The organism is Ferviditalea candida (genome assembly GCF_035282765.1).
Lineage (GTDB): Bacteria > Bacillota > Bacilli > Paenibacillales > KCTC-25726 > Ferviditalea > Ferviditalea candida.
Genome location: NZ_JAYJLD010000001.1, coordinates 89,049 through 114,142, shown reverse-complemented (window position 1 = coordinate 114,142; position 25,094 = coordinate 89,049). Strand labels below are relative to the sequence as shown.

The window sequence follows — 25,094 nt, the reverse complement described above, 5'->3', positions numbered from 1 at the left end:
AAATGCCGGACACGAATCCATTGGTTCGCAGTTGCTGGAATGCGCTTAAAGAAGTCAACGATCCTGAATTTCCCGTGAATGTTGTAGATATGGGACTCATTTATGATATTGAGGAATCGCAGGGTGAAGTTGCGTTGACCATGACCTATACCGCTGTTTCCTGTGCATGTATGGAGTGGATTCAAGACGATATTTTGAAGCGTTTGTCGCAGGAGCCCGATGTCAAAGAAATAAAAATCAATGTCGTGTGGGACCCTCCCTGGACGGTGGAACGCTTGAGTCCCGATGCACGGAAAACATTGAAAAGTTGGGGGGTAAGCTCGGGATGAGCTCTATGGAAACGAGTTTTGAATACAACGTGTTTGCGCGAATTAACAGAGGCGACAATCTGATCCTGATTGGTGAAGTCGAAGCCCAGAACGACGAATTGGCCAAAGTCTATGCCACCTTCATTTATGATGAGGAGGATTGGGCGGAGATGTGCGTGGTGCGAAAAGACCAAATCTGCTGGGTTAGGCAGCCTGAAGGACTTTTTGAAAAGGAAGGTGTGGGAAGCCGTGAATGAAATATCAGCAGGATTACAAGCTTTTATCGAAATTATTCAACAGATTGCGGATAATAAATACGTATTGGGAGATCGGTTGGTGGAAATCGGAATCAGCGGCCCCAATTTGGAAGCTACGCTGGCGTCTATAGCCATGGCTCAAGGTGAACTTGGGCATGCCCGACTTTTGTATAACTGGGCGTTCGATCTGCAGGGCTTGGAAGGAAAAAAACCGGAAATCGAAGATCAAACGGGCAGGGCATTTTCGTCGGTTGTTTCCATTGATAACTGGTTTGACCTCATTACTAGCGTGTATGCGGTTAACGAAGCGCTGGAACTCGTTCTGCAGGACATTCTTGAAGCAAATCATTCCGAGGTTGCTCACCGCATTCATAAGCTGCTGAAGGAGCAGAAGGAACACATCATCTACTCCAGAAATTGGGTTCGGCAATTATTGAAGGATAAGGGAGCGATTCCTCATAAATGCAATGAAGGATTGGAAAAAGCGATACCGGATGCCTTGAACTGGTTGAACAAGATCGAACAGGATTCCGCCTTGATTGCGGAAGGTTACAGGCTGGCTGATCGCAATCTGGTTAAGCGCTTTCAGGGGCGAATCGATCAACTCCGGGAAGAAATGGATGTTTCCCATGTCGTTTGAGCAACAAGTGCATTGTCCGTTTTGTGATTCCTCCGAGGTTTCCATGATGTCCCATTTCGGCACGTTTCAACTTGTGAGGCAGTATTTCTGCAGTGATTGCCGAAGCGTTTTTGAATATATCCGATGGCAGGAAAATTCAGGGGATCAAACCCAAAGGGGCAGTGAATAATATGGAATTTCACACGGTAGGAGTGCTTGGTTCGGGAACGATGGGGTCCGGCATTGCCCAAATCATCGGACAATCCGGCTATCGGGTATTACTGTACGATATTCAGGAATCCATTGCTCAACAAGCGGTGTCCCAAATTGGTCTGCGAATCGATCGATTGGTGGAAAAAGGGAAGTTGACTCATCTGGATGGAGATCAAGTCAAAAAAAGGATTGAGCCGACGGTTGAACTGGCGGACATGAAAAACTGCGAGTTGATTATCGAGGCAGTGCCGGAAAAGCTGGAATTGAAAAAAAGGTTGTTTCGGCAGTTGGGTGAGTATTGTCCGAATGAAACGATATTGGCAACGAACACTTCTTCATTTTCCATTACCGAATTGGCAAGCGCAACCCAAAATCCCGGTCGGATAGCGGGACTTCATTTTTTTAATCCTGCTTATGTCATGCCTCTGGTTGAAGTCGTCAGGGGATTACTTACGGAGAGTGATATCGTAAAAGCGCTTGTCTCCTTTGTTTCCAGCATCGGCAAAAGCCCTGTAATATGCGAAGATACTCCCGGATTTATTGTAAACCGGATTGCTCGTCCATTTTATAATGAAGCGCTGCGAATTTTGGGAGATCGTGTGGCAAATGTTGAGCAGATCGATCGGATCATGAGGAAAGCAGGGAAATTTCGTATGGGGCCTTTTGAACTCCAGGATATGATCGGCATTGACATTAATTTTTCCACAACGGAATCCGTACACCAAGCTTTCTTCGGCGATCCCCGTTTTCGACCGCATTATTACCAGCAGCGGATGATGCAGTCGGGGCAACTCGGGCGCAAAACCGGAGGAGGATATTATGCCTATGACAAATAATCTGCGGGTAGCGATTTTGGGCAGAAACGCGCTGGCCCGAACGATGCATTCACTTTTCTCCGCCGTACCGAATATTGAGATTCATGGAATAACAGAATCTTCACAGGGAAGGTTTGACGCGGTCATTGAAACCACGAACCTCAACTTGGAACAAAAAAGGGAAGATCTCATGTTGATTGAACGATGTGTGGAAGATGACACTTTGATTTTGTCGTCCATATTGGGGGTTACCGCCACCCAAACCGCTTCTTGGTTGATGCATCCATATCGGTTGGTGGGGTTTGCCGCTTTTGCGAAACAGGATTCAAGCGAACTGATCGAAATCGCTCCGGGTTTGCAAACGGACACATCTTATTTGGAAAGAGCAAGTCAACTGATTGCATATCTCGGCAAAGATACGGAAACGGTTGGAGACGAGGCGGGACTCGTTTTTCCAAGAATTTTGTCCATGATCGTGAATGAAGCGGCCTTTGCATGGACGGAAAAAATGGCCTCTAAAGAGGACATAGATACAGCAATGCGCAAAGGAACAAATTACCCGATGGGGCCTCTGGAGTGGGCCGATCAAGTTGGGTTGGATGACATTTACGCAGTGCTTTCCGGTCTTCATCGGGATTTGGGAGAAGACCGGTACAGGCCGGCGCCGATATTGCGAAAAATGGTGCAAGCCGGATGGTTGGGAATCCAAGCGGGAAAAGGCTTTTACAGTTACGAATGATAAGAAGCGAGGGACGTATGGTATGAGAGAAGCGGTCATTGTGGATGCTGTGCGCACCCCGATTGGAAGACATAACGGAATGTTGAAAGATGTTAGGGCCGATGATCTTGCGGCGCACGTTATTCGTGAATTAATGAAAAGAAATGCGATAGAATCCGATCGAGTAGAAGATGTGTTTTTGGGTTGTGCCAATCAGGCGGGAGAGGACAACCGGAACGTAGCCCGAATGGCATTGTTGTTGGCGGGATTTCCGGTCACAGTGCCGGGTGTCACGGTAAACAGGCTGTGCGGCTCCGGTTTGGAAGCGATTAATCAAGCGGCCGCAGCTATTAAAGCCGATGTTGGGGATGTGTTCATCGCCGGGGGAACGGAAAGCATGACACGTGCGCCTTTTGTCTTGCCTAAACCACAGCTTTCCGGTGAAAAGGGGAATCAGACGCTATATGATACGACGCTGGGTTGGCGTATGGTAAATCCAAAGTTAGCCTCAAGTTATCCGCCGATCAGTCTTGGAGAAACGGCGGAAAATGTAGCGGAACGCTATGGAATTTCCAGAGAAGCTCAAGATGAACTGGCTTTGGCAAGTCAAATAAAAGCGAATACAGCTATACAAAAGGGACGCTTTCATGTCGAAATCGTTCCGATGCAAATACAACAAGGGAAAACGACAGTAATGTTTGATACGGATGAACACCCAAGACCGGAAACGACGAAGGAAAAATTGTCGCAGTTAAAACCTGTCTTTAGAAATAACGGAACCGTGACGGCCGGAAATTCATCCGGAATTAACGATGGAGCCAGTGCTGTGCTGATTATGGAACGCAACGCCGCCGAAAGGATGGGGCTGAAACCTTTAGCCCGGATCGTGGCTTGGGCCGTTGCGGGTGTTAACCCTGCATACATGGGAATGGGTCCTGTTCCTGCTACCAGAAAAGCACTTCAAAAAGCTGGCTTGTCTGCAAACCAATTGGACTTGATTGAAATCAATGAAGCGTTTGCTTCGCAGTCGGTCGCTTCTATTCGCGAGCTTGGTTTTACCATGGAAAAGGTTAACGTTAACGGCGGGGCGATTGCACTCGGACATCCGCTTGGCTGCAGCGGTTCGCGTATCGTTACCACACTGGTACACGAAATGCAGCGCAGAGATTGCCGATATGGTTTGGCCACAATGTGCATCGGGGTAGGACAGGGGATTTCCACCATTATCGAAAAATTATAATCTTGTGAAGCAAGATCCAGACTATTTGTTCACGAGAACATCTATGATGAATTCATGGAGAGGTTTATCGAGAAAGCGAAGCGGGTCCGTACGGGCGATCCATTTGACGATGGGGTTCATATGGGAGCCGTAATTTCGAACAGCCATGAAAATGTGATCGACGGTTACGGTCATCGGTAATGTTCGGAACGATATGCGCGTGGCCAGGAAGAAATATTCAGACCGGTGGTTGTGGTCATCAAATTCAAAGACGAGGATGAAGTCGTCCGTCAAGCCAATGATGCCATTTATGGTCTCGGTTCGGCCATTTGGACAAATAAGATGCCAGGGCCAATCGAGTGGCCTACAGATTCGTGCGGGCTCCCCAGATTTTTATCGCCTGCCTGGAAGGGCATACGGTCGGCGGAGGCCTGTGCGATCTGCGCTTCATGGGAGATCAGGCGGGACAAATCGGACTCCCGGAAGTGACCCTGGGCGTGTTGGCGGGAACGGCCGGTACGTGTTGAAATCTTTCTCTGACAAGTTTTTTAAAAGCCAATAATCAATACCGGCGGGTTGCTGACGGTATTGCATTACTCTGAGGAGGAGGAAATGGGATTAATCTTGGAGTTTAATGGGAAAAAACCAAAAATCGCTGAGACTGCCTTTATTGCGCCCAATGCAACGATCATCGGAGATGTTGTGATTGAAGATGGGGTGAGCATCTGGTTTGGCGCCGTATTGCGCGGGGACGAAGGCTCGATCTTCATCGGGGCTAGGTCGAGCATTCAAGATAACTGCGTGATCCATATGACGGATGAAGGCACTTTCGTCGATGAAGATGTGACTGTTGGACATGGTGCGATTCTTCACAACTGCCGAATCGGCCGCAGTTCCGTCATCGGCATGAACGCGGTTGTGCTGGATAATGCGGAAATTGGCCAAGAATCCGTTGTTGCGGCAGGAAGCGTCGTATTGGCCGATTCCAAATTTCCGTCGCGTATTGTGGTCGGCGGAATTCCTGCCAAAAAGCTAAAGGATTTGGAAGGCAACGCACTATGGTGGGTACAGCAAGGATCTAAAGAATATCAAAAATTGATTAAACATTATACCCAACAAGGAATAGGTGGTTGTGCGGGAGAGAATACGGAATGAATGAAGATCTTGTATTGCTGGAGCGACGTGGGAATGTCGGCTTGATTACTCTGAATCGGCCAGTTGAATTGAATGCCATGAACTATTCCGTTTTAGTCCGGATGGGTGAAATTATTGATGAACTTTGTCATGCATCGAAGGAAATCAGAGTGGTTATCGTTACGGGTGAAGGTCGAGCTTTTAGTGTGGGCGCTGATTTGAAAGAAAGAAAAACCTTAAATGAACAGCAAGTCCGCCGAAATGTTCGAAAAATTCGTGATGTTTTTACTGCGTTTGAACGTTTGCCTCAACCCACCATTGCTGCCATCAACGGTTATGCATTCGGCGGCGGTTTTGAATTGGCGCTGGCGTGCGATTTTCGATTAGCTGTCGGCGATGTGAGTATGGGGCTTACGGAAGTAAGTCTCGGAATCATTCCAGGAGCTGGCGGGACTCAACGTCTGTCTCGATTAATCGGCCTATCCAAAGCGAAGGAACTTATATTGACTGCCCGTAAAATTACGGGTTCGGAAGCAATGAATTACGGAATTTTGAATGGACTTGCCAGAGACCGGAATCATTTGTATGAATTGGCCGATCAGCTTGCTGGAGAAATTCTGGAGAATGCACCGCTTGCAGTTTATCAGGCGAAATTTGCGGTGGACAGGGGTTTTGATGTTGACCTTCAAACTGGACTGGACATTGAATCCAAGGCCTATGAAGTCATCATTCCGAGCAGGGACCGAATCGAAGCGCTTAAGGCTTTTCTCGAAAACAGGAAACCGGAATATCGGGGCGAATAATATCAAAGAAACGGGGCTGGATCTGTATTCTATATGACAGAACGAGGACATCGACTGACCCGATATGCAGAAGACTTTGTCTCTGCAACAGATGAATGTGAGAGGCCTATGCTCATGCGCATAGGCCTACTCGATTGCGGTCATTCACGATATGAGAAGGCATTGGATGCTTGCATATTTGAAATGGATCAGTGACCAATCATCCAAGGTCTCCCGGAGACGAATTGCGGTTTTGCGGCGGCGGGCAATCCGCTTTCGCTTTGTGAACGTTGACTGCCCGCCTCGCGTTTAACGATTCTTCCTTCGGCGCCGCGCTCCATTCTGGAACGAAGCGCCGAAGAAGTTTTAATAATACCCGGCGCCGTATAAATACGCTCCCCCGGATTATGGCAGGACGGACAATTCATAGGGTCGCCGGACTCGCTGATGGTACGGTATCGGTCAAACGCGCCGCAATTCCCGCATAAAAAAGAATATACCGGCATCTGGCAGCACCTCATCAGGTAGGAAGTATGTTTTTGTTGAAAATCCCGGTGGGGATCGCTATTGTACTGCAAGAGTTGGGTATATCCACAATTCCGCTTATGCGTCCTTCACAAGGAGCCGCGCTTAGGAGCATATACGCTTGTTCTCCCGTATAGCCGAATTTCTTCAAATATTCGACGGCATTCATGCAGGCCCGTTGATAGGCGATAAAAGGATCCAGATAATATTGCTTCCCCTCTTCATCGACCGAAATACCCTCAAATACAATATATTCGGAGAAGGCAGGCTCTACGGGTCCTGTTTTAAAGATGGGATTGGTTACCGCATATTTCGCAACGCCGTTTTTGATGAGGGAAACGTGAAGATCCAACCATCCCGCCATTTCGATGGCGCCGCAGAAGGAAATTTCTCCGTCGCCCTGACAGAAATGGATATCCCCCATTGATAGTTTGGCTCCATCGACATATACCGGGAAATACACTCTGGAGCCCTTGGACAGATTCTTGATGTCGCAGTTTCCTCCATGTTCGCGGGGCGGTACGGTTCTGGCTCCCTCTTTGGCGATGCGGTCAAACTCCGCCCCTTTCAAATTGCCTAAAACCGCTCCCTTGGGGCTGGGGAGATTCGCGAGAGGAGGCACCCTGTCGGGATCGGTGGCAACCAATTCGGCTTCCCGCTTGTTCCATTCGGCCAGCATCTCATGGGACGGCGCGCAGCCGATCAATCCGGGATGCAAAAGGCCGGGAAATCTGACGTTTGGAATGTGGCGGGAAGATGCATAGATGCCGTGAAAATCCCAAATGGCTTTGCCGGCTTCAGGAAAGTGGTTGGTCAGAAAGCCGCCTCCATTCTCCCGGGCAAATATTCCGGTAAAGCCCCATTCTGAAGTCGGCAGAGCGCCGATATCCAATATATCCACGACCAGCAAATCCCCGGGTTCGGCTCCGTTGACCCAAATAGGTCCGCTCAGCACGTGGACTCTTGTCAGGTCCACATCGCGAACATCGGAAGGATCGTCGTTGTTATGGATTTGACCGTCCGTCCAGTCCTTGCACTCAATCCGGAATACGGATCCCGGGTTTACGGAAACCACAGCCGGGATATCGGGGTGCCAACGGTTATGTCCGGGAACATCCTGTTCTTCCATCGGTTTCGTCAGATCTACTTTAAAAAGCACTTCCGGCATATATCTTCCTCCCACTATTATTCAATGTATTTTTTCATTTTCTTACTCATTATCGGGCTTTGCACATATCGTGGCAGCTGCTTTCCAGACTGCAGCACAGCGAGCATATATTCCCGCCATGGAAGGGGCAATAAGTCGAGTCTTCTATTTCATAGTCGTAACCGCAAACGGAACAAGTAAGTACCTCATTGGCGGATGTCGTTTGATCCAAGGATGAAATCTGCGCGCTTGCGGTGTTCGGCAATCCACCGTTCCCTTTAATCATCGGATTCGGACGGGCGATATAATATTTGCCTTTCGTCAGAACGGCGATAATCGGAGCCAGGACAAAGGCCAGCGCGAGCGAGACAAATGGCGAGAAAGCCTGCATCCATGAACCGAACATCCCGTAGTAAGCCAGTATTGAAATCACTGAAGCGATGAGCATCGAACCGAATCCCGCCGGGTTGAAGTTATACAAATGGGCCCGTTTAAACTCGATATAAGCGGGGCTGATCTTGAGTATATTTTTATTGACGACAAGATCCGCCACCAGCGCGCCAATCCATGCTACGGCCACGTTGGAGTAGAATCCCAGAACCGTGTTTAAAAACCCGAATACCCCTGCCTCCATCAGGATGATGGCAATCCCCACATTCAAAAAGAGCCAAACCACACGCCCGGGATGAGCATGAAAAAGACGGGAGAAAAAGTTTGACCATGAGAGGGAGCCCGAATACGCATTGGTTACATTAATTTTGATCTGCGACAAGATAACGAATAAAGTGGCAATGCTTAGAGCCGCAAACGCGCCGGGAATAAAATATTGAAATGCCATCGTATACATTTGGATCGGTTCGGTGGACTTGTCGATTCCAACCGTCGGTGCTATATAAGAAGCAAGGAATGATCCTCCGAGCTGCTTTAGCGCGCCGAGAATGACCCATCCGGGACCGGCCAGAATAACGGCCCACCACCATTTTCTGCTGTTCGATTTGGTTTTGTCCGGCATAAACCGCAAATAATCGACTTGTTCGCCGATTTGGGCGATAAGGGACAGCACCACTCCGGCTGCAAGACCGAATGAGAGAGGATTGAATGAAGCGCCCGATTTGGAATTGCCGGCAAATTGCGTCCAGCTTACCAGAGTGCCGGGATCTTTGATCAAAATCACAATAAACGGCAATACCATCAGAGTAATCCAAATCGGTTGCGTCCAAACCTGCAAACGCGCCAGGAAGGTCATCCCGTAAATAACCATCGGGATAATGATCAAGGAGGATATTAAATAGCCGACCGGTAAAGACATTCCAAAATACAATTCAAATGCCTGAGCCATCACTGAACCTTCAAGCGAAAAATAAATAAATGTAAATGAGGCGTAAACTAGGGAAGTTAAGGTCGAACCCATATAACCGAAGCCTGCCCCGCGTGTCAACAAATCCATGTCAATGTTGTACTTAGCCGAATAATACGAAATCGGAAGCCCTGTCAGGAAGATGATGACCGCGGTGACCACAATGGCCCATAGCGCATTGGCAAATCCGTAGGTGACGGCAATCGAACCGCCAATGGCAAAATCCGCCAAGTACGCAATGCCGCCGATTGCCGAACTGGCTACGGCAAATTCCGTCCATTTTCGGAATGAACGCGGTGCGTAACGAAGCGCGTAATCCTCTAAAACAGGATTGTTTACCCAATTGTTGAAAGAGCGCTTTGTTGATCGTGCCGATACTTTGGTTCCCTTCAGATTCTCGTTCAGAACTTGACTATCCAATATGGCCAACTCCCTCCGAAGATTCATTCTTTTTCTTGGATATAGACCAACTCCACTCTAGGAAAACCCGTTGTGGCGTACTTCCAGCAGCCTTTCAATTTGTCACTTCATGGCCTCAACCTCCATTTGCTTGTTTAAATTCTCACTAAATTTTTTAAGCAATAATTGTGCCAATACTGTTGTGTTAATTTAGTGTAATTAAAAATATCATATAATGTAATTAAAAATTACTTATATATTATATTTTTAAAAAAATAATTATAGTTCCTAAAATTAACAAAATTAATGTTATAATACATTACATAATGTAATGAAATTGTATCGGCTTTTGTAACGCACTGCACAATAATGAATCAAAAATGAAGCATTGTCGTTTTATTTTCATTTGAAAAGGGGGTTTAAGTCGTGACAGAAATCAACCGGAATGAAATTAAAATCGGCATTCTTTTTTCTTTGACGGGGACCACAGGGATTACGGAACGCGGACAATATCAAGCGAGTCTCTTGGCCATCCGTCAGATTAACGAACAAGGCGGAGTCGACGGGAAGTTTTTGCTGCCCATCGTGGAAGACATCGCATCCGATCCTTACTGGGCCGCCAAGAAAGCGGAGAAATTAATCAACATCGACAAAGTGGCGGCCATCGTCGGATTGTATACTTCCTCTTGCCGCAAATCGGTCATTCCTGTGTTGGAACAATACGACTCCCTTTTGCTTTATCCGACACAGTACGAAGGGGAAGAACAGCACCGGAACATCTTTTATTGCGGACCGCTGCCGAATCAGCAGCTGCTTCATTTCATCCCTTGGATTATCAACAATTTGGGGAAATCGATCTATCTGATCGGGTCCGATTATATTTACCCTCGCGAAACAAACCGGCATATTCGTCATCTGATCCAATTCCATAAAGGAAAAATTGCCGGCGAAAACTACGTGAAATTGGGAAGGCAGGAATTCAGCAATTATTTAAACGAAATTAAGGAAGCCAACCCCGATGTCATTTTCTCCACTCTCGTAGGGGACAGCGCAATCGCCTTTTATCAACAGCATCATCATCACGGCTTGAAGCAACCGATCGCCAGCGCCATTACGGCCGAAACGGAAATAGCATCCATTCAGGCGCCTTATGCAGCAGGCCATTATTCTTCCTTTCCGTACTTCAGTTCCATACAATCCGAAAGAAATCAGGCATTTGTAGCGGCGTATCGCCGCACATACGGCTCAGAAAACATTAGTTCGGCTATGGAAAATGCGTATAATAGCCTATTTTTGCTTACGGAAGCGCTGCGGAGAACGAAAACGGCAAGTATCGACGAACTTCGCCGTGTTTTGCCCGGATTAGCGTTTGACGCCCCGCAGGGAAAGATTGTCGTAGACAAAATCAATCAACATTTGTGGTTGAATTCCAGAATCGGACAAGTAAACGAAAAAGGGCAGTTTACCATTGTTTGGGAATCGGATCAACCGATTGCTCCAGTTCCTTTTTTTAAAAATGTGACCATTGCAGCATCCGAGAACAAGCCTGAAGTCGAATCCCAAGAGGAGATCCGGATCAACCAAGAGCTCTTGGAAAAACACATGAAAGACTTTTCCGAATATCGGATTCTTCAAGATATCTCAGGACACATTCCGGAAAGTTTGTTTGTGCTGCTGGACGGATCGATTGTATTTCTGAATCCGTCCGCCGAAGCATTGCTGGCAAGCAAGCGTGAGGCCGTTCTGCAGGTGTTAAGGGAAATTTCATCCGGCAATAGGGATGATTCCGCATCCGTCTTGAGAAAGGAAATTTCCGGAGATCTGTTTGAAGTGTCGGTCAAAAAATCTCCGCCGTATGTTTATTTGTATTTCAAACAACAGGGCAAGAACAACTTCCACTTTATTTCCAAGGATAAAAGCCGGCTCCTGACCCGGGATCTCATCGGTTCCGATGAAAAATTCATGCACGCTGTGTCGCTGACCAGATTCGCATCAAGAACCAACGCAAACGTCTTGATACTTGGAGAAAGCGGTACAGGCAAAGAGTTGTTCGCCAGAGCGATCCATAATGAAAGCATGCGGATGAACAAACCGTTCATTGCTTTGAATTGCGCGGCAATTCCGAGGGATTTAATCAATGCGGAGTTGTTCGGGTATATGGAGGGCGCATTTACCGGGGCAAAAAAAGGAGGCAGTCCGGGGAAATTCGAATTCGCGAACGGAGGCACGTTGTTTCTGGATGAAATCGGCGATATGCCGCTTGAACTTCAGGCGACTCTGCTGCGAGTCCTGCAGGAAAAAGAGGTCACCCGTGTCGGCGGACATAAATCCATACCCGTAGATGTACGCATCATTGCGGCAACCAACAAAAACATAACTCAGGAAATCGCTTATAACGGCTCGTTTCGAAGCGATCTCTACTTCAGGCTGAATGTGTTTACCATTGAGTTAATTCCGTTGCGCGAGCGCGCCGGGGATATTCCCGAATTGGCGGGGCATTTCATCAAAGAAATGTCATTAAGCACAGGTCTTCCATTTAAACATATTGCAGCTGAAGCGCTTGAACTGCTCTACCGGCATAGTTGGCCGGGAAATGTCCGGGAACTCAATAATGTCATCGAGCGCGCTTATTATTTGGCCGAAAATTCCTCTTACATCACGAAAGAGCATCTTCCGCAATATATTGTTCAAGTTGACCGCGTGGAAGAAATTAAACAGATCAGCAATGAACGCGAACGGAATTTTTATATTCAAGCTTTAGTAAAACGGAAAGGAAATATCAGCAACACGGCCAAAGATTTGGGCATATCCCGAACGACACTCTATCGAAAACTGAAAGAATACAACATCAAAGTTGGCCGATAAGTCAATAAACCCGAATTTTCTGAAGACAGGACGGCCGGTCAGCGTCTTGGAGCAGGTCCTTGATCCTGTGGTTCAGAATTCAGTTCATCGATAAAAGCCGCAGAGTCGGGATGTTTTTGCATTTCGTCAATAAATTCATAAGACACGAATGAGCGTGACCTCGAACCAATCGGTGTTGGCGTTTCTGCTTTCATTTGTTTAGGATTCCGTTTGCGGCGTATTGCCAGCCAGATTCCAAGCCCAATAACCAACCCAAGAACGGTATATAACATATACCTGTGGAAGGTTTCTGTAAAAACCCGCCAATTTTCTCCCAGATAGTAACCAAGCGTTATAAAAGTAAAGGCCCACGCTATACCGCCAGGGACTGCATACAACAAAAAAATGCGATATTTCCATCTGCTGATGCCCGCCGAGATCGCGGTAAAGTGGCGCACTCCAGGAATGAAGTAACTGAAAGTGACGGCGAATTTGCCGAAGCGTTTAAACCAAATCTCCGATTTTTCCAATCTCTCCGGAGTCATATGTATTTTCCGTCCGTGCTTTTCCAACAAAGGCAAACCCCATTTGTGACCCAAGAAAAAACTGAACGATACGCCGCTTATCGAACCCAAGCATGCAACGATAAGCGTGATCCAATAAACCAGTTTTCCTTTGAAAATCAAATACCCGGCAAACGTCATGAGCAATTCATCGGGGACAGGCAAACCAATCATTCCCAGCATCATCGATCCGAAAATGCCGATATAACCAAACCGGGCTACATATTGAAGAAGTATCGTTTTTATCATTTGGATTGGTCCTTTGCATAAATACTTATTGGTTAATATGGAATGAAGAGGTAAGTCGAACGCATATCTCAATTAAAGCTTTTTGATCCTTATCAATATAGGGCTCCGGCTATCGGAAACAATATGAGCGCTATGTCCGAAATCAAAAGATGGGGAACTGTTTCATAAAGAGCCAATGCAGGAACAACGCCAAAACTGAGACATCAGCCAAAGAATCCAATTCCACTCCGAATTCACTTGCTGCTTTAAGTTTTCGGGCAATTCTTCCATCCCAAAAATCAAAAGCAACACTGGATACAGTAAAAACGGTAACGAATTTTGGGAAATGATTAACGATAAAAACCAAGGTTTCAATCCTTTTGTGATGATCAAGGAAGTTTATGGATTGAAGTCTAACCGAAATAAGGACAAATCATTCAACAAGGGGAGGAAAATGCAATTATACCCCAGACCATTTAAAGATGCCGTTTACCATCAGTTCTCGAGGATCGGAAAAAGTCTGTCCAGCGTCAAACGTCTTCATATTTTTCGCACAGACCGATGACTCATTTCATAAAATGCCAATCTTTATAGACCCTGCCGGTTACATCTGCCATTACGTGCTTGATTTGCGTGTAGTCTTCAAGCGCGTAGGCCGACATATCCTTTCCGAAACCGCTTTGTTTATATCCGCCGTGCGGCATCTCCGAAACTATCGTAATGTGGTCGTTGATCCAAACGGTGCCCGCTTGAATTCCGGCAGACATCCGATTGGCCTTAAACACATCCCTGGTCCAAACCGATGCGGCCAATCCGAAAATCGTATCGTTCGCCAACGCAAGAGCATTCGCCTCATCGCGGAAAGCAAGAACGACCAACACAGGGCCGAATACCTCTTCCTGTACAATCTCGGAATCCTGCGCAGCATCGTAAAGCACCGTCGGCATGTAATAGGCTCCGGCCTTCAGATCAGGCTCCTCGGGACGACAGCCTCCGGCAGCCACCTTTGCTCCCGCCTGCACGGCCCGCCGCACAAAACCCTCGACACGATCGCGGTGCGAGTAAGAAATAAGCGATCCCATCTCCGTATTACGCTCCATCGGAAGACCGACGCGAATCCGTTTTACACGCTCCGACAGCATGGATAAAAACTGATCGTAAACGGAAGCTTCAACATACACCCGCGCAGCTGCCGTACAATCCTGTCCGGAATTGATAAATGCCCCCATGACCGCTCCTTGAACCGCCGCCTCCAAATCCGCATCGGCGAACACCACGAAAGGCGCTTTTCCTCCCAATTCCAGATGAAGCTTTTTCGCGGTTGAAGCCGCTTGGGCCATAATCGTCTTCCCGGTTTGCGTATCGCCCGTAAGGGAGATCATGCGCACATTCGGATGCCTCACCAACGCATCCCCGACTATCCCACCGGGACCTGTCACCACGTTCAGAACACCTGCCGGAATACCCGCCTCGTGCGCTGCCCTTGCCATCTCGATGGTCGTCAGCGGCGTTAAGCTGGCCGGTTTGATCACGACGGTATTCCCAGCCGCAAGCGAGGGACCGAGCTTCCAGGCGGCCATGTTCATCGGATAATTCCAAGGCGAGATCAGGCCTACAACACCAATCGGTTCTCTCCGGATCGAGCTTTGATGGCCAGGGACATACTCGGTCGTTGCCATGCCGGGGACTACTCTTGCAGCACCCGCGAAAAAACGCAAATTATCGATCGAAAAAGGAATATCGAAATTTTCCGTCATAATAATCGGTTTTCCGGTTTGCGCAGTTTCCAATTCCGCAAATTCCTGAGCACGCTGAATCAGAATTTCTGTCCATCTAAACAGTAACTCGGCCCGCGCGGCAGGCCCCATGGCCGCCCATTCCGGAAAAGCCCGATTTGCCGCATCCACGGCTTGTTCAATATGCTCTACACCGCATTGATCCACTTCGGCGATGATTTGTCCATTAGCCGGGTTCACGACGTTGAATTTTTGCTCCGTGTTCACCCAGCGTCCATCAATATAACTGTTATATGATTTGATCAAGATTTCATTCCCCTCTCAATAGCCTTCGCGATCGCAAATTGTCCGCAGGCAATATCTTGTTCACAAGTTCCTCCGCTCACTCCAATAGCTCCAATCAACATGCCTTCCCGGTCCCGAATCGGTATGCCGCCCCCAAAGATCACCATACGGCCCCCAAGATTGTTTTGCAAACCGTATAGTTCTGCTCCCGGCTGACATAGTTTGCCAAGCTCTGCAGTGCTGATTCTATTCACAGCTGCAGTGAAAGCTTTGTCCTGCGCAAGGGTGATGCTTACAATTTCCGCATTAATATGACGGCTGAAGCCCAAAAGGTGGCCGGCGGCGTCTGTAACGGCAACGGAGATGGGAATTCCTATCCCGGTCCCGTGGTCTAAAGCATCCTGCAGCATTTGCTTGACTATCTCTTCATTCAAAATCATACATTTATCCCCTGATCTGCATCCCCCAAAATTTCGCCGGCGCGTTTAAAGCGTTCGGGATCCCGCTCAAGTCTTTTGGCTACGATAAATCCGACAATGGCATAGATGATGACGACCAACGGCAGGATATTGTAAGGAAACGGCGGAACCGGATAGAATGAAGCTGAAAGCGGAATCAGCATCAACAGCGACGCTATGATCGGGAGAATAAAATTTTTAAATGGGTGTTTGCGTATATTCCCTTGTTTTTTCTGATAAAGCACGTATCCGATGGAAGCCATGATGTAAACCGGAATAATCCCTAATGTAAGAATAGCCCCCAAGTATCCGTATGTAAGGGAAGGACCTACGGAGAAGCCCATCAAAAGCAGCAATACCAAAGACATGAGCGATTGGAACATAACAGCATTCGACGGGGTATGGAACTTTTGGTGCACTTTACCGAAAAAGCTTGGAAGCACGGTTTCACGGCCCATTACATAAATGACGCGGGCAATGGCGTTATTTGTATTGATGGTGACCGCCAGGATGCTGCTGAGTCCCGCAAGAGCGATCAGCAAGACCAAGACGGGACTACCGTATTGGGTAGCGAGCGTCACAAACGGGGAAACATCCTTGGCGAGCGCATCCATATTGCCCAGTCCGAATCCGTTCACTTCCGCGAAAGTAGCGACAATGTAAATGCCTCCGACGAGAATGGTCGACCCCATCAGCGCGTAATAAACGTTGCGTTTCGGATGCACGACTTCTTCAGCCAATGTCGTTGCCGACTCGAAACCGACAAACGACAGCATGCCGTATACCATACCCAGGGCAACGCCGGAAAAACCGGTAGGACTGTTCGACGGATTAAAAACACTGAAATGAAGGCCGTCATATCCGCCTTTTCCGATGATCAAGAAGCATAATACCAGCAATACGCCTACTTCCGCAAGGAACAGGAGCATCGTAATTTTCATCGATTGCTTGGCCCCGATTGTCGAGAGCGTGAAGACAACCGCCCATGCGATCAATGAAATAATATACCATGGAATATCTATGCCCAGCTGGCTTTTGATGATTTCGCTGGCCGTAATCCCGAACAACGCCTCTTCAGCCGGCTCCAAAAGCGAATAACCGATAAACATCAGCCAACCCGATAAAAATCCGCTTCGCGGACCGATGCCCTTATTCGCAAAGACATAGAACGCCCCGGCGCTCGGCGCAATTTTACTGAATTCCCCGACGGTTTTGGCCAATATCAAGGCAATGATCATGGAAATGACAAAGCTGAGCGGCATTGCCGCTCCGGCGAATCCTGCCGCATATCCAGTGTTAAAGTACATGGATACCGCGGGACCCATAAACGCCGCTGACATAACTACGGCATCCCATACCGATAAATTCCGTTTCAAGCGCAGTTGATTTGAAGAAGATGTACTTGAAGTTGACATTAACCCCTACACCCTTCCATAATTTTTTTTATTCATAATTTATATTGTATCCTTTAAATGAAAACGATTTCATTAGACATTATGTATAATTTTACAGTCTATTTTTTTACATTTAAACTTTTTTTGGAATTGTATTCCGTTTTCTGAAATTCTTTTTGAGTTTCTTATTGACGAACATTAAACAGGATATTCGTTATAATTAAACACGAATAACCTGCGAGAAGACCGCTTTTTTAAGCGCCCATCCTGCGGGTTGCGATTTATTATCAAAGAGAAATGAATTTTTGGGCATTGTCCCCGGTCCTTTAAGTATTATCGAATAGAAGGGTGAGGATCATTTCGATTTTGCTTTGTTTCAGGCGATTAATCAATTTGCCGGGAAAATTCAATGATTGGATCAATGGGGTGTTTTTTTTTTTTTTTGCGAAATACAGTCCATTGATTTTTGGGGCTCTCTTGGTTTGGGTATGGTTTTCGAATCGCCCGCAGCAATCCGCCCTGCGCAACGCCGCTCTTCTGGCCGTTGCATCCGCCGCAATCGCCTTATTGATCAATCAAATCATCGGGGACACTCACTTTCGTCCGTGGCCGTTCAGCGATCATACGGTTGCACTGCCGCTACCCTCCCGATTCGCGTCCCTTTTTTGCGAAAGCTGAGGCATGTCCGATTCGTAATGTTTTTAATTCTTTATGAGAACTGGCACGGGACGATCCTTTCGTGCATTTTGATGATTGCCGGGATCAGCTGGGCTTTGCCCCATTTGAGTCTTATGAAGTTCCTGCCGATGGATGTTCATTGCCTGAGACGGGAGTAGGGCTGCAAAGAACATGATAATCACCAAGAACATGGTGTGGGGTTTGGAAAAAATCCGTGAATGCTGTTGAAGATGTTCTTCTTTAATCTCGCCTTGAAGCATTAGAAAGAGAACAAACAGGATCCCTCCGCAAAGGACCGCGATGATCTTCAGGGCAATGCCCATATCGGCATACGGGATCATGACCGCCAGCATCGTGCCCATCATACCGCTCATGATGCCTGACAAAAGGCCGTCGAGCACCGCCATCAGACTGATCGGTATTCCGGCCAGCAGTCCGGTGAAACCGCCGATTAGCATCCCGCCAATCATCGTTTGCAGCAAGGCTCCGGAAGGCCAGGAAAAGGTCAGAAGCATGCTGCTGCCAAGACCGGTGGTCATCCCCAGAACCATCGCCGCCATCATGCCGGCCATGCAGGACAGCTTATGGCGAAACACAGACACAAACCTAAGAATCCATATGGATAAGACAGCGAAGATTCCGATGAATGTAAAGGTCAAATTCAACCTTCTTCCTCCTTGTCCGTTCATTATTACATGCATATGGCTTACCCAGGACATTTATGAGCATCACTTTGGCTTGCGTTAAATCTATTGATTGATCATACAATTTTAAGCTGTAAAGTTAAACGCCGATACCTTTTTCTCTGGGAATCATATGATAGAGAAGAAGGGGGGGAGAAGAGGTGGTCAATCAGATTGAACGTGAAGATTGCGTCGGTATTATCTATAGAAACGCCTATGGAAGAAGAATTGTTCGTAATGGGGTTATAACCAGCATTACCAGCACAACTATCAGATTGAAACGCCTTAATACTTTCGGAAACGTCGTTTATACGCCCATTCGCCGATCGAGAATCGTCAAAATTGTTATACTCGAGGACTAAGCATATATAAAACAAGCGACAATCAAAGTTTCCGATTGTCGCTTGATTTTTTGATAATTCACAATAATTTCATCCTATTGACACAGAAAATTCAATAGAATATAATAAAAACGTTTCCAAAATACTATAGGGGGTATGGTATATATGCCAAATCCGTACATTGCAATCAGCAAAGCAAAAGTTACGAATGCCAAAGAAAGTTTCGCAGCATTTGAAAGCGTCGGCCCCAAAGTTTGTATGGTTACAGCCAATCATCACGGTTTTCTCGGCTTTCAGAATCACGTACAGGTAGGGGTATATCCGATGGGTGGCAGATTCGGCGGAGCGAAAATGAATATGCAAACCGAATTGAACCCTGTAGGAATTTTACAGTATACGTTCTGGAAAAGATGGCAGGACCACGAGGAAATGCACAACGATTATTTCGACAGTATTTTCCGTCTTTGCTCCCGCTGTCTCGGCATGGTAATTGAAGGTCCGTGGGAAGACGTCTATGAGATCGTCGCTCATGATATGCCGGAGAGCATGGGCATCACAGACGTTCCTTCCCAATTGGGCGCAGCATTCATGGCGGGCCAGGAAATGGACCCCGTTTCACTGCCTTACGGCCAGCGCTGTATGGCTCACGGCACGCATTCGGTTATCCCGGGTATGGAAAAGGAATTCGAACAGGCCGTTGTCGATACGATGAATCAATTCAAAAAGGCTCCCGGATTCCTGGGCTTCATGCTGCTGAAACAAATTGGCGCATCGGCCATCGGAAGCTTCCAACTGAAACCGGACGGCATTCACCAAGCTCTGGAAACACTCGGCGACAATCCTCCCAGCGTCAGAGACGGAAACTTCTCCTTGATGCAGGCTGAGCGCAAACCAACGGAATATATCGTACACATGGAATGGGCCGATCAGAAGTCCGCAATGTTCGGAATTTCCCGCGTTGCCATTAATTATGAGACCCGCAAGGTTCACGACCGCGTGCTTGATACCCTTGTTTCAGGTCCTTATGTTACGATGTGGAATCCGATGATGGAAGACACCTCTTGGCGCACTTATTTGAATACGAAATAAAACATTAATTAATAATTTAATAATAAATTTCCCCTCCTGGTGGACAGAGAGACTGAACAGTCCATGCTGTATACCAGGAGGGGTTTTTGTTGCTGGAGGAGTTGTGTAAACTCGATTGCAAACATGGCCGGCTTTCTGAATCAAGTTCAAGATGCTCATGGAGAATACCCTAATTTTTGAGAAATTCGTTGGGCGGAATCCTTTACCAATTGTTTAGTTTCATTAAGCTCATTGTCTGAAAAATGGGCGGTCGGTCCCAAAACCCCTATAGCGGCAATAATGCTTCCTTCGATATTGAAAATAGGTGCTCCGATTCCGGTGACGCCTATATTGGTTTCGTCGATTTCCACCGCAACAAATTCGTGTCGAATGTTCATCAATTTTTCTATTAATACCGTTTTATCGATCGGTGTGTACGTAGTAGATTTAGGCAACGGTTTGGACAGGATCGCTTTTAATCGGTCATCGGGTAAAAAGGCCAGCAGAACTCTTCCAAAAATACCGTATGTCAGAGGTCTGCGTTCACCCGCGGAGGACGCGTATTTTAACCCCACCTGGCTTTCCCGTTTAAAGACATATACCATGGTGTCGCCTTCCAACAATGACATTAGCACAGTTTTTCCCGTCTGATTTTGAAGTTCGGTTAAAATTTGTTCGGATTCTTTAACGATATCCAATGAAGAGGCGAGAACTTGGGAATACTCGAACAGCTTGAAACCGGGCTTATATTTGAGAGTTTGCGGGTCATAGCGAATCACCCCGTTTCCCTCCAAAGTATACAGCAATCGATAGGCGGTTGATTTGGGCAGTTTGGTATGCTTCATGATTTCATCGATTGTCTGGGCAGGAGTATCCGGAGTAAAAGAATTCAAGATGTCGAAGGCTTTGTCGATTGACCGAATTGTATTTATATTTAAATCCCGCAATGGATGTCACCTACAAAGAGAAATATTTATAGTAAATGCTTGGTTGTTACCCATTATATCAATGTTTATTATTTTTATACAATAATTAAGTAAACTTATTGACCAAGTAAAAATATGATGCTATCCTTAATGTATTAATTCACAATGATAATTGTATAATTCACAATGTGGATTACGGACCAAAAATAATAATGGATGGTGCAAGGATGAACCAAGATACGACCGGGAATGATTTTGATGTAGCAATTGTCGGTTATGGTCCTGTCGGGGCGACCCTGGCTAATCTGCTTGGACAGGAAGGATTGAAAGTAGCCGTTTTTGAACGCGAGAAATCCGTTTATCATCAGCCAAGAGCCAGCCACCTTGATGGAGAAACCATGCGAGTCTACCAATCGGCCAGCTTGTCTAAAGAAATCGACGAGATTACGATTGGAGCCAAAGGCTATGATTACATCAACGCGGAAGGACAACTGCTGTTAAAGCTCAGGAGGGATGAGGGAAGAGGGCCTCAAGGCTGGGACCACCATTATCGCTTTTATCAGCCTGCCTTGGAATTAACGCTGAGAAAAGGGGTAGAGCGTTTCGATCAAGTACGTGTTTTTCTGCAAAATGAAGTTCTCAACATAGTCGAAGCGGAAAATCATGCGGTGCTTAAAGTTCTGGACAAAGAAGAAGGGACTGTTCGAAAGTTTTCGGCTGCCTATGTCGTCGGTTGCGACGGGGCGAGATCGTTGGTTCGTTCGATTATGGGGACGCCGATGGAGGATTTGGGCTTGCATCAGCCTTGGCTGGTCATTGATATTAAGCTGAAACGGCCTGTCGATCTGCCCATAAACGGAATTCAATTCTGCAACCCTAAGCGGCCGATAACTTACGTTCCCCAAATCGGAAGCTACGATCGTTACCGCTGGGAGATCAGGGTATTGCCCGGTGAAGCGAAGGAGGACATGGAACGGCCCGAGCGTATTTGGGATTTGCTAAGTCCTTGGGTCAAGCCTGAGGATGCCGAATTGGAACGCGCTTCCGTTTATATATTTCATGCCTTGCTGGCTCAAGGCTGGCGCAAGGGCAGGATGATCCTGGCGGGGGATGCCGCTCATATGACACCTCCGTTTCTTGGGCAAGGGATGTGCGCCGGAGTCCGCGATGTCGCTAATTTGGCTTGGAAGCTTAAACTGGTTATTCAGAATAAAGTGTCTGATGCGCTATTGGACAGCTATGAGGCGGAGAGGTCTCCCAATGTGCGGGAATACATTCAAATGGCTGTCGAATTAGGGGAGATCATCGCAACGCTTGATCCCATAAGCGCCGCGGAGCGTGATCAAAGGATGCTGGAAGCGCCGCAGTCGTTGACCGAACCGGTACCTCCGCTCGGTCGCGGTCTCCACGGAAATGCCCCTGCGCCGGCTGGAACATTATTCCCGCAGCCTGAATTGGATAATGGCATGAAGCTTGATGATGCGATCGGACTGCGATTTGCGGTCATCGGGTATTCCGCCGTCATCGAGAGCGCCCCCCTGGAGGCAAAAAAGCTTTGGGAAACGATTGGCGCCGCAGTCTTATTTGCCGAACAAGGGGCAGAGATAACACAATGGCTTGATGAAAACGGCGTCAAAGCTGTGATCATCCGGCCGGATCGCTACGTGCTGGGTGCTGCCGCGAATGCTGCGGAGCTATATGAAATCAGCGGATTGCTGCCTTTAGCATAAGCATTACAAGAAGCAATTTTTTGCAAATGGCCGTATCGCATAGTAAATTTATAAGAAGGGGTGATTGGAAAAGATGGCGGAATGGAGCAAAGAATTACTGGAGTTTCATGAAGAGCTGGATAGCGTCAATCTCGGCCCGCTGTGGGCTCACATCCATCATATGAATACAACCCAACCAAAGGCGAAGGCCGTTCCTTACCTTTGGAAAACCGAATTGATCAACAGCTATCTGAATCGTGCAGAAAAGCTGCTTGAAGTGGGTGTCGGTTCGGCGGAACGCCGGGCCGTATACCTTGTAAACCCTGGAATGAAGCATTTGCAGCCAATTGCTTGGGGAGGGGCTACTCAAACACTGTACGCGGCCGTCCAAGCTGTAAAACCGGGCGAAATCGCACCGCCCCATCGCCATACCGCAACGGCTCTCCGGTTTGTAATGAAGGGCAAGGGCGGATTTGGCCGTGTGGACGGGGAGAAAATCACCTTTGAACCGGGAGATTACTTAATCACGCCAACCTGGTCTTGGCACGATCATACGAACCTGGGGGATGAGACGGTCTTTTGGATGGATTGTCTGGATACCCCGTTTATCATGGCAATGGATGTGTCCTTTACGGAATTTCACCCGGATAAACAGCAGCCTTTACTGGTTCCGGATGATTTTAGCTCACGGCGCTATCAAGGCGGAATGGTAAGACCCATTTCGGATCGCCAGCCAAAATCGGTAGCATTGGGTCGGTATAAGTGGGGTTTGGCCAAACAAGCTTTGGACGGATTGTCGGAATTTGATCCGGACCCGATAGATGGTTTTGCGATAGAGTATATTAACCCATCCAACGGCAAGGATGCGAATAATAGAATTGGAGCGCGCATGCAAAAGCTGCCTCCGCATTTTAAAGGCAGAGCCCACCGTCATGTGCACAGCAATGTATATCATGTGTTTAAAGGCCAAGGGTATACCGTAATGAATGGCGTCCGATTTGATTGGTCGGAGGGTGATTTTTTTGCGGTACCGCCATGGACCTGGCATGAGCATGTGAATACTTCCGCTGACGAAGAGGCGTTCTTGTTCTCAACCAATGATTTGCCGATCATGGAGGCTTTTGATTTTGAGCGTCAAGAAGAATACGATCAAAATAACGGATATCAGGAGATTTCCGATGTCTTTCAGCCAATCAATGTTTGAGGAAATTATTTGATCATATTCCTAAATTTGAATCGCTCTTTTTTGGACATTGCATATTGCCGAAAAGGGCGATTCCTTTTATACTCAAGTTGGAAGGCTAAAAGTGAAAAAATTCCAAACTCTCATGTAATCGTTTTCACTTCATAAGGAAATCTTGTGCGAATTTTAATAACGAAAAGGAGGATGTGAAATGGCAGGGAATCGAGCGGTGGCTTATGTAGGACCAGGAAAGGTTGAAGTTCGAACGATTGACTTTCCGGAATTGGTGTTGAAGGATGGGCCGGGAGTAAATCCATTGAATGTAGGGCGAAAATGCGATCATGGTGTCATTTTAAAGATCGTTTCCACCAATATTTGCGGCAGCGACCAGCATATGGTCAGAGGGCGCACGACTGCTCCTTCCGGACTGATTTTGGGTCACGAAATTACGGGAGAAGTTATTGAAGTGGGGCGCGATGTAGAATTTATCAAAAAAGGTGATCTCGTATCGGTTCCGTTCAACATCGCCTGCGGCCGCTGCCGCAATTGCAAAGAACAGAACACGCATGTGTGCGACAATGTGAACCCGGATCGCCCGGGGTCGGCATACGGATATGTGGACATGGGAGGCTGGGTCGGAGGACAAGCCGAATATGTCATGGTGCCTTATGCGGATTTCCAACTGCTGAAGTTTCCGGACAAGGATCAGGCCATGGAGAAAATTCGCGACCTCACCATGCTATCCGATATTTTTCCGACCGGCTACCACGGTGCATTAAGCGCCGGAGTGAAGACCGGCTCGACCGTATACATAGCCGGAGCCGGGCCGGTAGGACTTGCCGCGGCGCATTCCGCCCAATTGCTCGGAGCCGCCGTTGTCATCGTGGGCGATCTGAATGAAGAAAGGCTGGCCCAGGCGCGCACCTTCGGCTGCGAAACGATTGACGTGAGCAAACACGATGACATTGGAGAGCAAATCGAACAGATCCTCGGCGTTCCGGAAGTGGATTGCGCCGTTGACTGCGTAGGTTTTGAAGCGCACGGGCACGGACCGAATCATACGGAAGCGCCGGCCACTGTGCTGAACTCGATTATGCAAATTACCCGCGCCGCAGGCCGTCTCGGCATCCCTGGGTTATACGTGACAGGGGACCCTGGTGCTGTGAACGAAGATGCCAAGGTGGGCACGCTCAAAATCCGCTTCGGCCTCGGTTGGGCTAAAGCCCATACTTTTGTCACCGGCCAGACACCAGTAATGAAATACCACAGGGATTTGATGATGTCCATCTTAAGCGGAAGAGCGCAAATCGCCAAAGCGGTCAACGCGACCGTCATTACGCTGGATCAAGCACCGGCGGCTTACCAAGATTTTGACAAGGGTGCTTCTAAAAAGTTTGTCATTGACCCGCACGGCATGATTAAATAATAATACGGTATAAAGTCTGTAGCGGCAAAAACTTGCTGCTACGGACTTTTTTTACCACGCCAGAATTTATAAGTTTCCA

General features: G+C 47.5%; 24 protein-coding genes and 2 pseudogenes. 16 read left to right on the top strand and 10 right to left on the bottom strand.

Translation table 11 applies throughout. The annotated features are described in order from the left end of the window. Window positions 1-2 precede the first annotated feature (2 nt). The 11 genes and pseudogenes from VF724_RS00575 to VF724_RS00530 all read left to right on the top strand — a co-directional run bounded on the left by VF724_RS00575 (window position 3) and on the right by VF724_RS00530 (window position 6,086). Complete coding sequence (locus VF724_RS00575; protein ID WP_371752266.1) at window positions 3-329, top strand: metal-sulfur cluster assembly factor; 327 nt, start codon at window positions 3-5, stop codon at window positions 327-329. Beyond that, the gene (locus VF724_RS00570; RefSeq protein ID WP_371752265.1) at window positions 326-565 is read left to right on the top strand and encodes a hypothetical protein; all 240 of its coding nucleotides are present in this window, start codon (window positions 326-328) and stop codon (window positions 563-565) included. The genes VF724_RS00575 and VF724_RS00570 overlap by 4 nt, the downstream gene beginning before the upstream one ends. Beyond that, entirely contained in the window at window positions 558-1,205 is a 648-nt protein-coding gene (locus VF724_RS00565) for a Phenylacetic acid catabolic protein (protein ID WP_371752264.1), read from the top strand. Before VF724_RS00570 ends, VF724_RS00565 begins: the two co-directional genes overlap by 8 nt. After that, window positions 1,186-1,374: a PaaD-like zinc ribbon domain-containing protein gene (locus tag VF724_RS21510; protein WP_442788055.1), complete on the top strand. Its 189-nt coding sequence runs from the start codon at window positions 1,186-1,188 to the stop codon at window positions 1,372-1,374. Before VF724_RS00565 ends, VF724_RS21510 begins: the two co-directional genes overlap by 20 nt. Window position 1,375: 1 nt before the next feature. Continuing rightward, the gene (locus VF724_RS00560; RefSeq protein WP_371752263.1) at window positions 1,376-2,233 is read left to right on the top strand and encodes a 3-hydroxyacyl-CoA dehydrogenase NAD-binding domain-containing protein; all 858 of its coding nucleotides are present in this window, start codon (window positions 1,376-1,378) and stop codon (window positions 2,231-2,233) included. Beyond that, window positions 2,223-2,951 (top strand): 3-hydroxyacyl-CoA dehydrogenase family protein, encoded by a 729-nt coding sequence (locus VF724_RS00555; protein WP_371752262.1) that lies wholly within the window; start codon window positions 2,223-2,225, stop codon window positions 2,949-2,951. The genes VF724_RS00560 and VF724_RS00555 overlap by 11 nt, the downstream gene beginning before the upstream one ends. A 22-nt stretch (window positions 2,952-2,973) precedes the next feature. After that, on the top strand, window positions 2,974-4,170 hold the full coding sequence (locus VF724_RS00550; RefSeq protein WP_371752261.1) for a thiolase family protein: 1,197 nt from the start codon (window positions 2,974-2,976) through the stop codon (window positions 4,168-4,170). A gap of 54 nt (window positions 4,171-4,224) precedes the next feature. Further along, window positions 4,225-4,431, top strand: a pseudogene (locus VF724_RS00545) (betaine-aldehyde dehydrogenase); the annotation flags it as partial. Window positions 4,432-4,526: 95 nt separating this feature from the next. After that, window positions 4,527-4,670: pseudogene (locus tag VF724_RS00540) on the top strand (enoyl-CoA hydratase/isomerase family protein); the annotation flags it as partial. A 91-nt stretch (window positions 4,671-4,761) separates the two neighbouring features. Next, window positions 4,762-5,304: a gamma carbonic anhydrase family protein gene (locus VF724_RS00535; RefSeq protein WP_371752260.1), complete on the top strand. Its 543-nt coding sequence runs from the start codon at window positions 4,762-4,764 to the stop codon at window positions 5,302-5,304. Then, window positions 5,301-6,086 carry an enoyl-CoA hydratase-related protein gene (locus VF724_RS00530; RefSeq protein ID WP_371752259.1) on the top strand — a complete coding sequence of 262 codons (786 nt, stop codon included), beginning with the start codon at window positions 5,301-5,303 and terminating at the stop codon, window positions 6,084-6,086. The genes VF724_RS00535 and VF724_RS00530 overlap by 4 nt, the downstream gene beginning before the upstream one ends. A 188-nt stretch (window positions 6,087-6,274) precedes the next feature. On the opposite strand, the gene VF724_RS00525 is transcribed toward VF724_RS00530, so the two are convergent. Genes VF724_RS00525 through VF724_RS00515 form a run of 3 tightly spaced genes read right to left on the bottom strand, consistent with a single transcriptional unit; the run spans window position 6,275 to window position 9,514 of the window. Beyond that, a complete protein-coding gene (locus tag VF724_RS00525; RefSeq protein WP_371752258.1) occupies window positions 6,275-6,571 on the bottom strand; it encodes an FmdB family zinc ribbon protein in 297 nt (98 codons plus the stop codon). Between the two features lie 14 nt (window positions 6,572-6,585). Then, window positions 6,586-7,758, bottom strand: coding sequence for a formamidase (gene fmdA, locus VF724_RS00520; RefSeq protein ID WP_371752257.1), 1,173 nt, complete (start codon window positions 7,756-7,758; stop codon window positions 6,586-6,588). Window positions 7,759-7,807: 49 nt separating this feature from the next. Then, a complete protein-coding gene (locus VF724_RS00515) occupies window positions 7,808-9,514 on the bottom strand; it encodes a purine-cytosine permease family protein (protein WP_371752256.1) in 1,707 nt (568 codons plus the stop codon). Between the two features lie 405 nt (window positions 9,515-9,919). Between VF724_RS00515 and VF724_RS00510 the strand changes: the two genes are divergently transcribed. After that, window positions 9,920-12,358, top strand: coding sequence for a transporter substrate-binding protein (locus VF724_RS00510; RefSeq protein ID WP_371752255.1), 2,439 nt, complete (start codon window positions 9,920-9,922; stop codon window positions 12,356-12,358). A gap of 38 nt (window positions 12,359-12,396) precedes the next feature. Here the strand turns inward: VF724_RS00510 and VF724_RS00505 are convergent, their stop codons facing one another. The 6 genes from VF724_RS00505 to VF724_RS00480 form a co-directional block, all read right to left on the bottom strand. Continuing rightward, a complete protein-coding gene (locus VF724_RS00505; protein ID WP_371752254.1) occupies window positions 12,397-13,086 on the bottom strand; it encodes a DedA family protein in 690 nt (229 codons plus the stop codon). Between the two features lie 205 nt (window positions 13,087-13,291). Next, entirely contained in the window at window positions 13,292-13,495 is a 204-nt protein-coding gene (locus VF724_RS00500; RefSeq protein WP_371752253.1) for a CDP-alcohol phosphatidyltransferase family protein, read from the bottom strand. Window positions 13,496-13,694: 199 nt separating this feature from the next. After that, entirely contained in the window at window positions 13,695-15,170 is a 1,476-nt protein-coding gene (locus VF724_RS00495; protein ID WP_371752252.1) for a gamma-aminobutyraldehyde dehydrogenase, read from the bottom strand. Then, entirely contained in the window at window positions 15,167-15,589 is a 423-nt protein-coding gene (locus VF724_RS00490) for a GlcG/HbpS family heme-binding protein (protein ID WP_371752251.1), read from the bottom strand. Before VF724_RS00490 ends, VF724_RS00495 begins: the two co-directional genes overlap by 4 nt. Beyond that, window positions 15,586-17,022 (bottom strand): APC family permease, encoded by a 1,437-nt coding sequence (locus tag VF724_RS00485; RefSeq protein ID WP_371752250.1) that lies wholly within the window; start codon window positions 17,020-17,022, stop codon window positions 15,586-15,588. Before VF724_RS00485 ends, VF724_RS00490 begins: the two co-directional genes overlap by 4 nt. A 680-nt stretch (window positions 17,023-17,702) precedes the next feature. Further along, a complete protein-coding gene (locus VF724_RS00480) occupies window positions 17,703-18,344 on the bottom strand; it encodes a hypothetical protein (RefSeq protein ID WP_371752249.1) in 642 nt (213 codons plus the stop codon). 524 nt (window positions 18,345-18,868) lie between these two features. On the opposite strand from VF724_RS00480, the gene sor reads away from it, so the two are divergent. Next, window positions 18,869-19,792, top strand: a complete 924-nt coding sequence (sor, locus tag VF724_RS00475) for a sulfur oxygenase/reductase (protein ID WP_371752248.1) — start codon at window positions 18,869-18,871, stop codon at window positions 19,790-19,792. A gap of 155 nt (window positions 19,793-19,947) precedes the next feature. On the opposite strand, the gene VF724_RS00470 is transcribed toward sor, so the two are convergent. Beyond that, window positions 19,948-20,718 (bottom strand): IclR family transcriptional regulator, encoded by a 771-nt coding sequence (locus tag VF724_RS00470; protein ID WP_371752247.1) that lies wholly within the window; start codon window positions 20,716-20,718, stop codon window positions 19,948-19,950. A 206-nt stretch (window positions 20,719-20,924) separates the two neighbouring features. On the opposite strand from VF724_RS00470, the gene mhpA reads away from it, so the two are divergent. The 3 genes from mhpA (at window position 20,925) to fdhA (ending at window position 25,015) form a co-directional block, all read left to right on the top strand. Beyond that, window positions 20,925-22,427 (top strand): bifunctional 3-(3-hydroxy-phenyl)propionate/3-hydroxycinnamic acid hydroxylase MhpA, encoded by a 1,503-nt coding sequence (mhpA, locus tag VF724_RS00465; protein WP_371752246.1) that lies wholly within the window; start codon window positions 20,925-20,927, stop codon window positions 22,425-22,427. A 73-nt stretch (window positions 22,428-22,500) separates the two neighbouring features. Then, window positions 22,501-23,610, top strand: coding sequence for a cupin domain-containing protein (locus VF724_RS00460; RefSeq protein WP_371752245.1), 1,110 nt, complete (start codon window positions 22,501-22,503; stop codon window positions 23,608-23,610). A gap of 190 nt (window positions 23,611-23,800) precedes the next feature. Further along, complete coding sequence (gene fdhA, locus VF724_RS00455) at window positions 23,801-25,015, top strand: formaldehyde dehydrogenase, glutathione-independent (RefSeq protein ID WP_371752244.1); 1,215 nt, start codon at window positions 23,801-23,803, stop codon at window positions 25,013-25,015. Window positions 25,016-25,094 lie beyond the last annotated feature (79 nt).

Coding starts and splice junctions, on each gene's coding strand:
- VF724_RS00575 (WP_371752266.1), top strand. CDS start 3: ATGCCGGACACGAATCCATTGGTTCGCAGTTGCTGGAATGCGCTTAAA.
- VF724_RS00570 (WP_371752265.1), top strand. CDS start 326: ATGAGCTCTATGGAAACGAGTTTTGAATACAACGTGTTTGCGCGAATT.
- VF724_RS21510 (WP_442788055.1), top strand. CDS start 1,186: ATGTTTCCCATGTCGTTTGAGCAACAAGTGCATTGTCCGTTTTGTGAT.
- VF724_RS00560 (WP_371752263.1), top strand. CDS start 1,376: ATGGAATTTCACACGGTAGGAGTGCTTGGTTCGGGAACGATGGGGTCC.
- VF724_RS00555 (WP_371752262.1), top strand. CDS start 2,223: ATGACAAATAATCTGCGGGTAGCGATTTTGGGCAGAAACGCGCTGGCC.
- VF724_RS00550 (WP_371752261.1), top strand. CDS start 2,974: ATGAGAGAAGCGGTCATTGTGGATGCTGTGCGCACCCCGATTGGAAGA.
- VF724_RS00535 (WP_371752260.1), top strand. CDS start 4,762: ATGGGATTAATCTTGGAGTTTAATGGGAAAAAACCAAAAATCGCTGAG.
- VF724_RS00530 (WP_371752259.1), top strand. CDS start 5,301: ATGAATGAAGATCTTGTATTGCTGGAGCGACGTGGGAATGTCGGCTTG.
- VF724_RS00525 (WP_371752258.1), bottom strand. CDS start 6,571: ATGCCGGTATATTCTTTTTTATGCGGGAATTGCGGCGCGTTTGACCGA.
- fmdA (WP_371752257.1), bottom strand. CDS start 7,758: ATGCCGGAAGTGCTTTTTAAAGTAGATCTGACGAAACCGATGGAAGAA.
- VF724_RS00505 (WP_371752254.1), bottom strand. CDS start 13,086: ATGATGCTGGGAATGATTGGTTTGCCTGTCCCCGATGAATTGCTCATG.
- VF724_RS00490 (WP_371752251.1), bottom strand. CDS start 15,589: ATGATTTTGAATGAAGAGATAGTCAAGCAAATGCTGCAGGATGCTTTA.
- VF724_RS00485 (WP_371752250.1), bottom strand. CDS start 17,022: ATGTCAACTTCAAGTACATCTTCTTCAAATCAACTGCGCTTGAAACGG.
- sor (WP_371752248.1), top strand. CDS start 18,869: ATGCCAAATCCGTACATTGCAATCAGCAAAGCAAAAGTTACGAATGCC.
- mhpA (WP_371752246.1), top strand. CDS start 20,925: ATGAACCAAGATACGACCGGGAATGATTTTGATGTAGCAATTGTCGGT.
- VF724_RS00460 (WP_371752245.1), top strand. CDS start 22,501: ATGGCGGAATGGAGCAAAGAATTACTGGAGTTTCATGAAGAGCTGGAT.
- fdhA (WP_371752244.1), top strand. CDS start 23,801: ATGGCAGGGAATCGAGCGGTGGCTTATGTAGGACCAGGAAAGGTTGAA.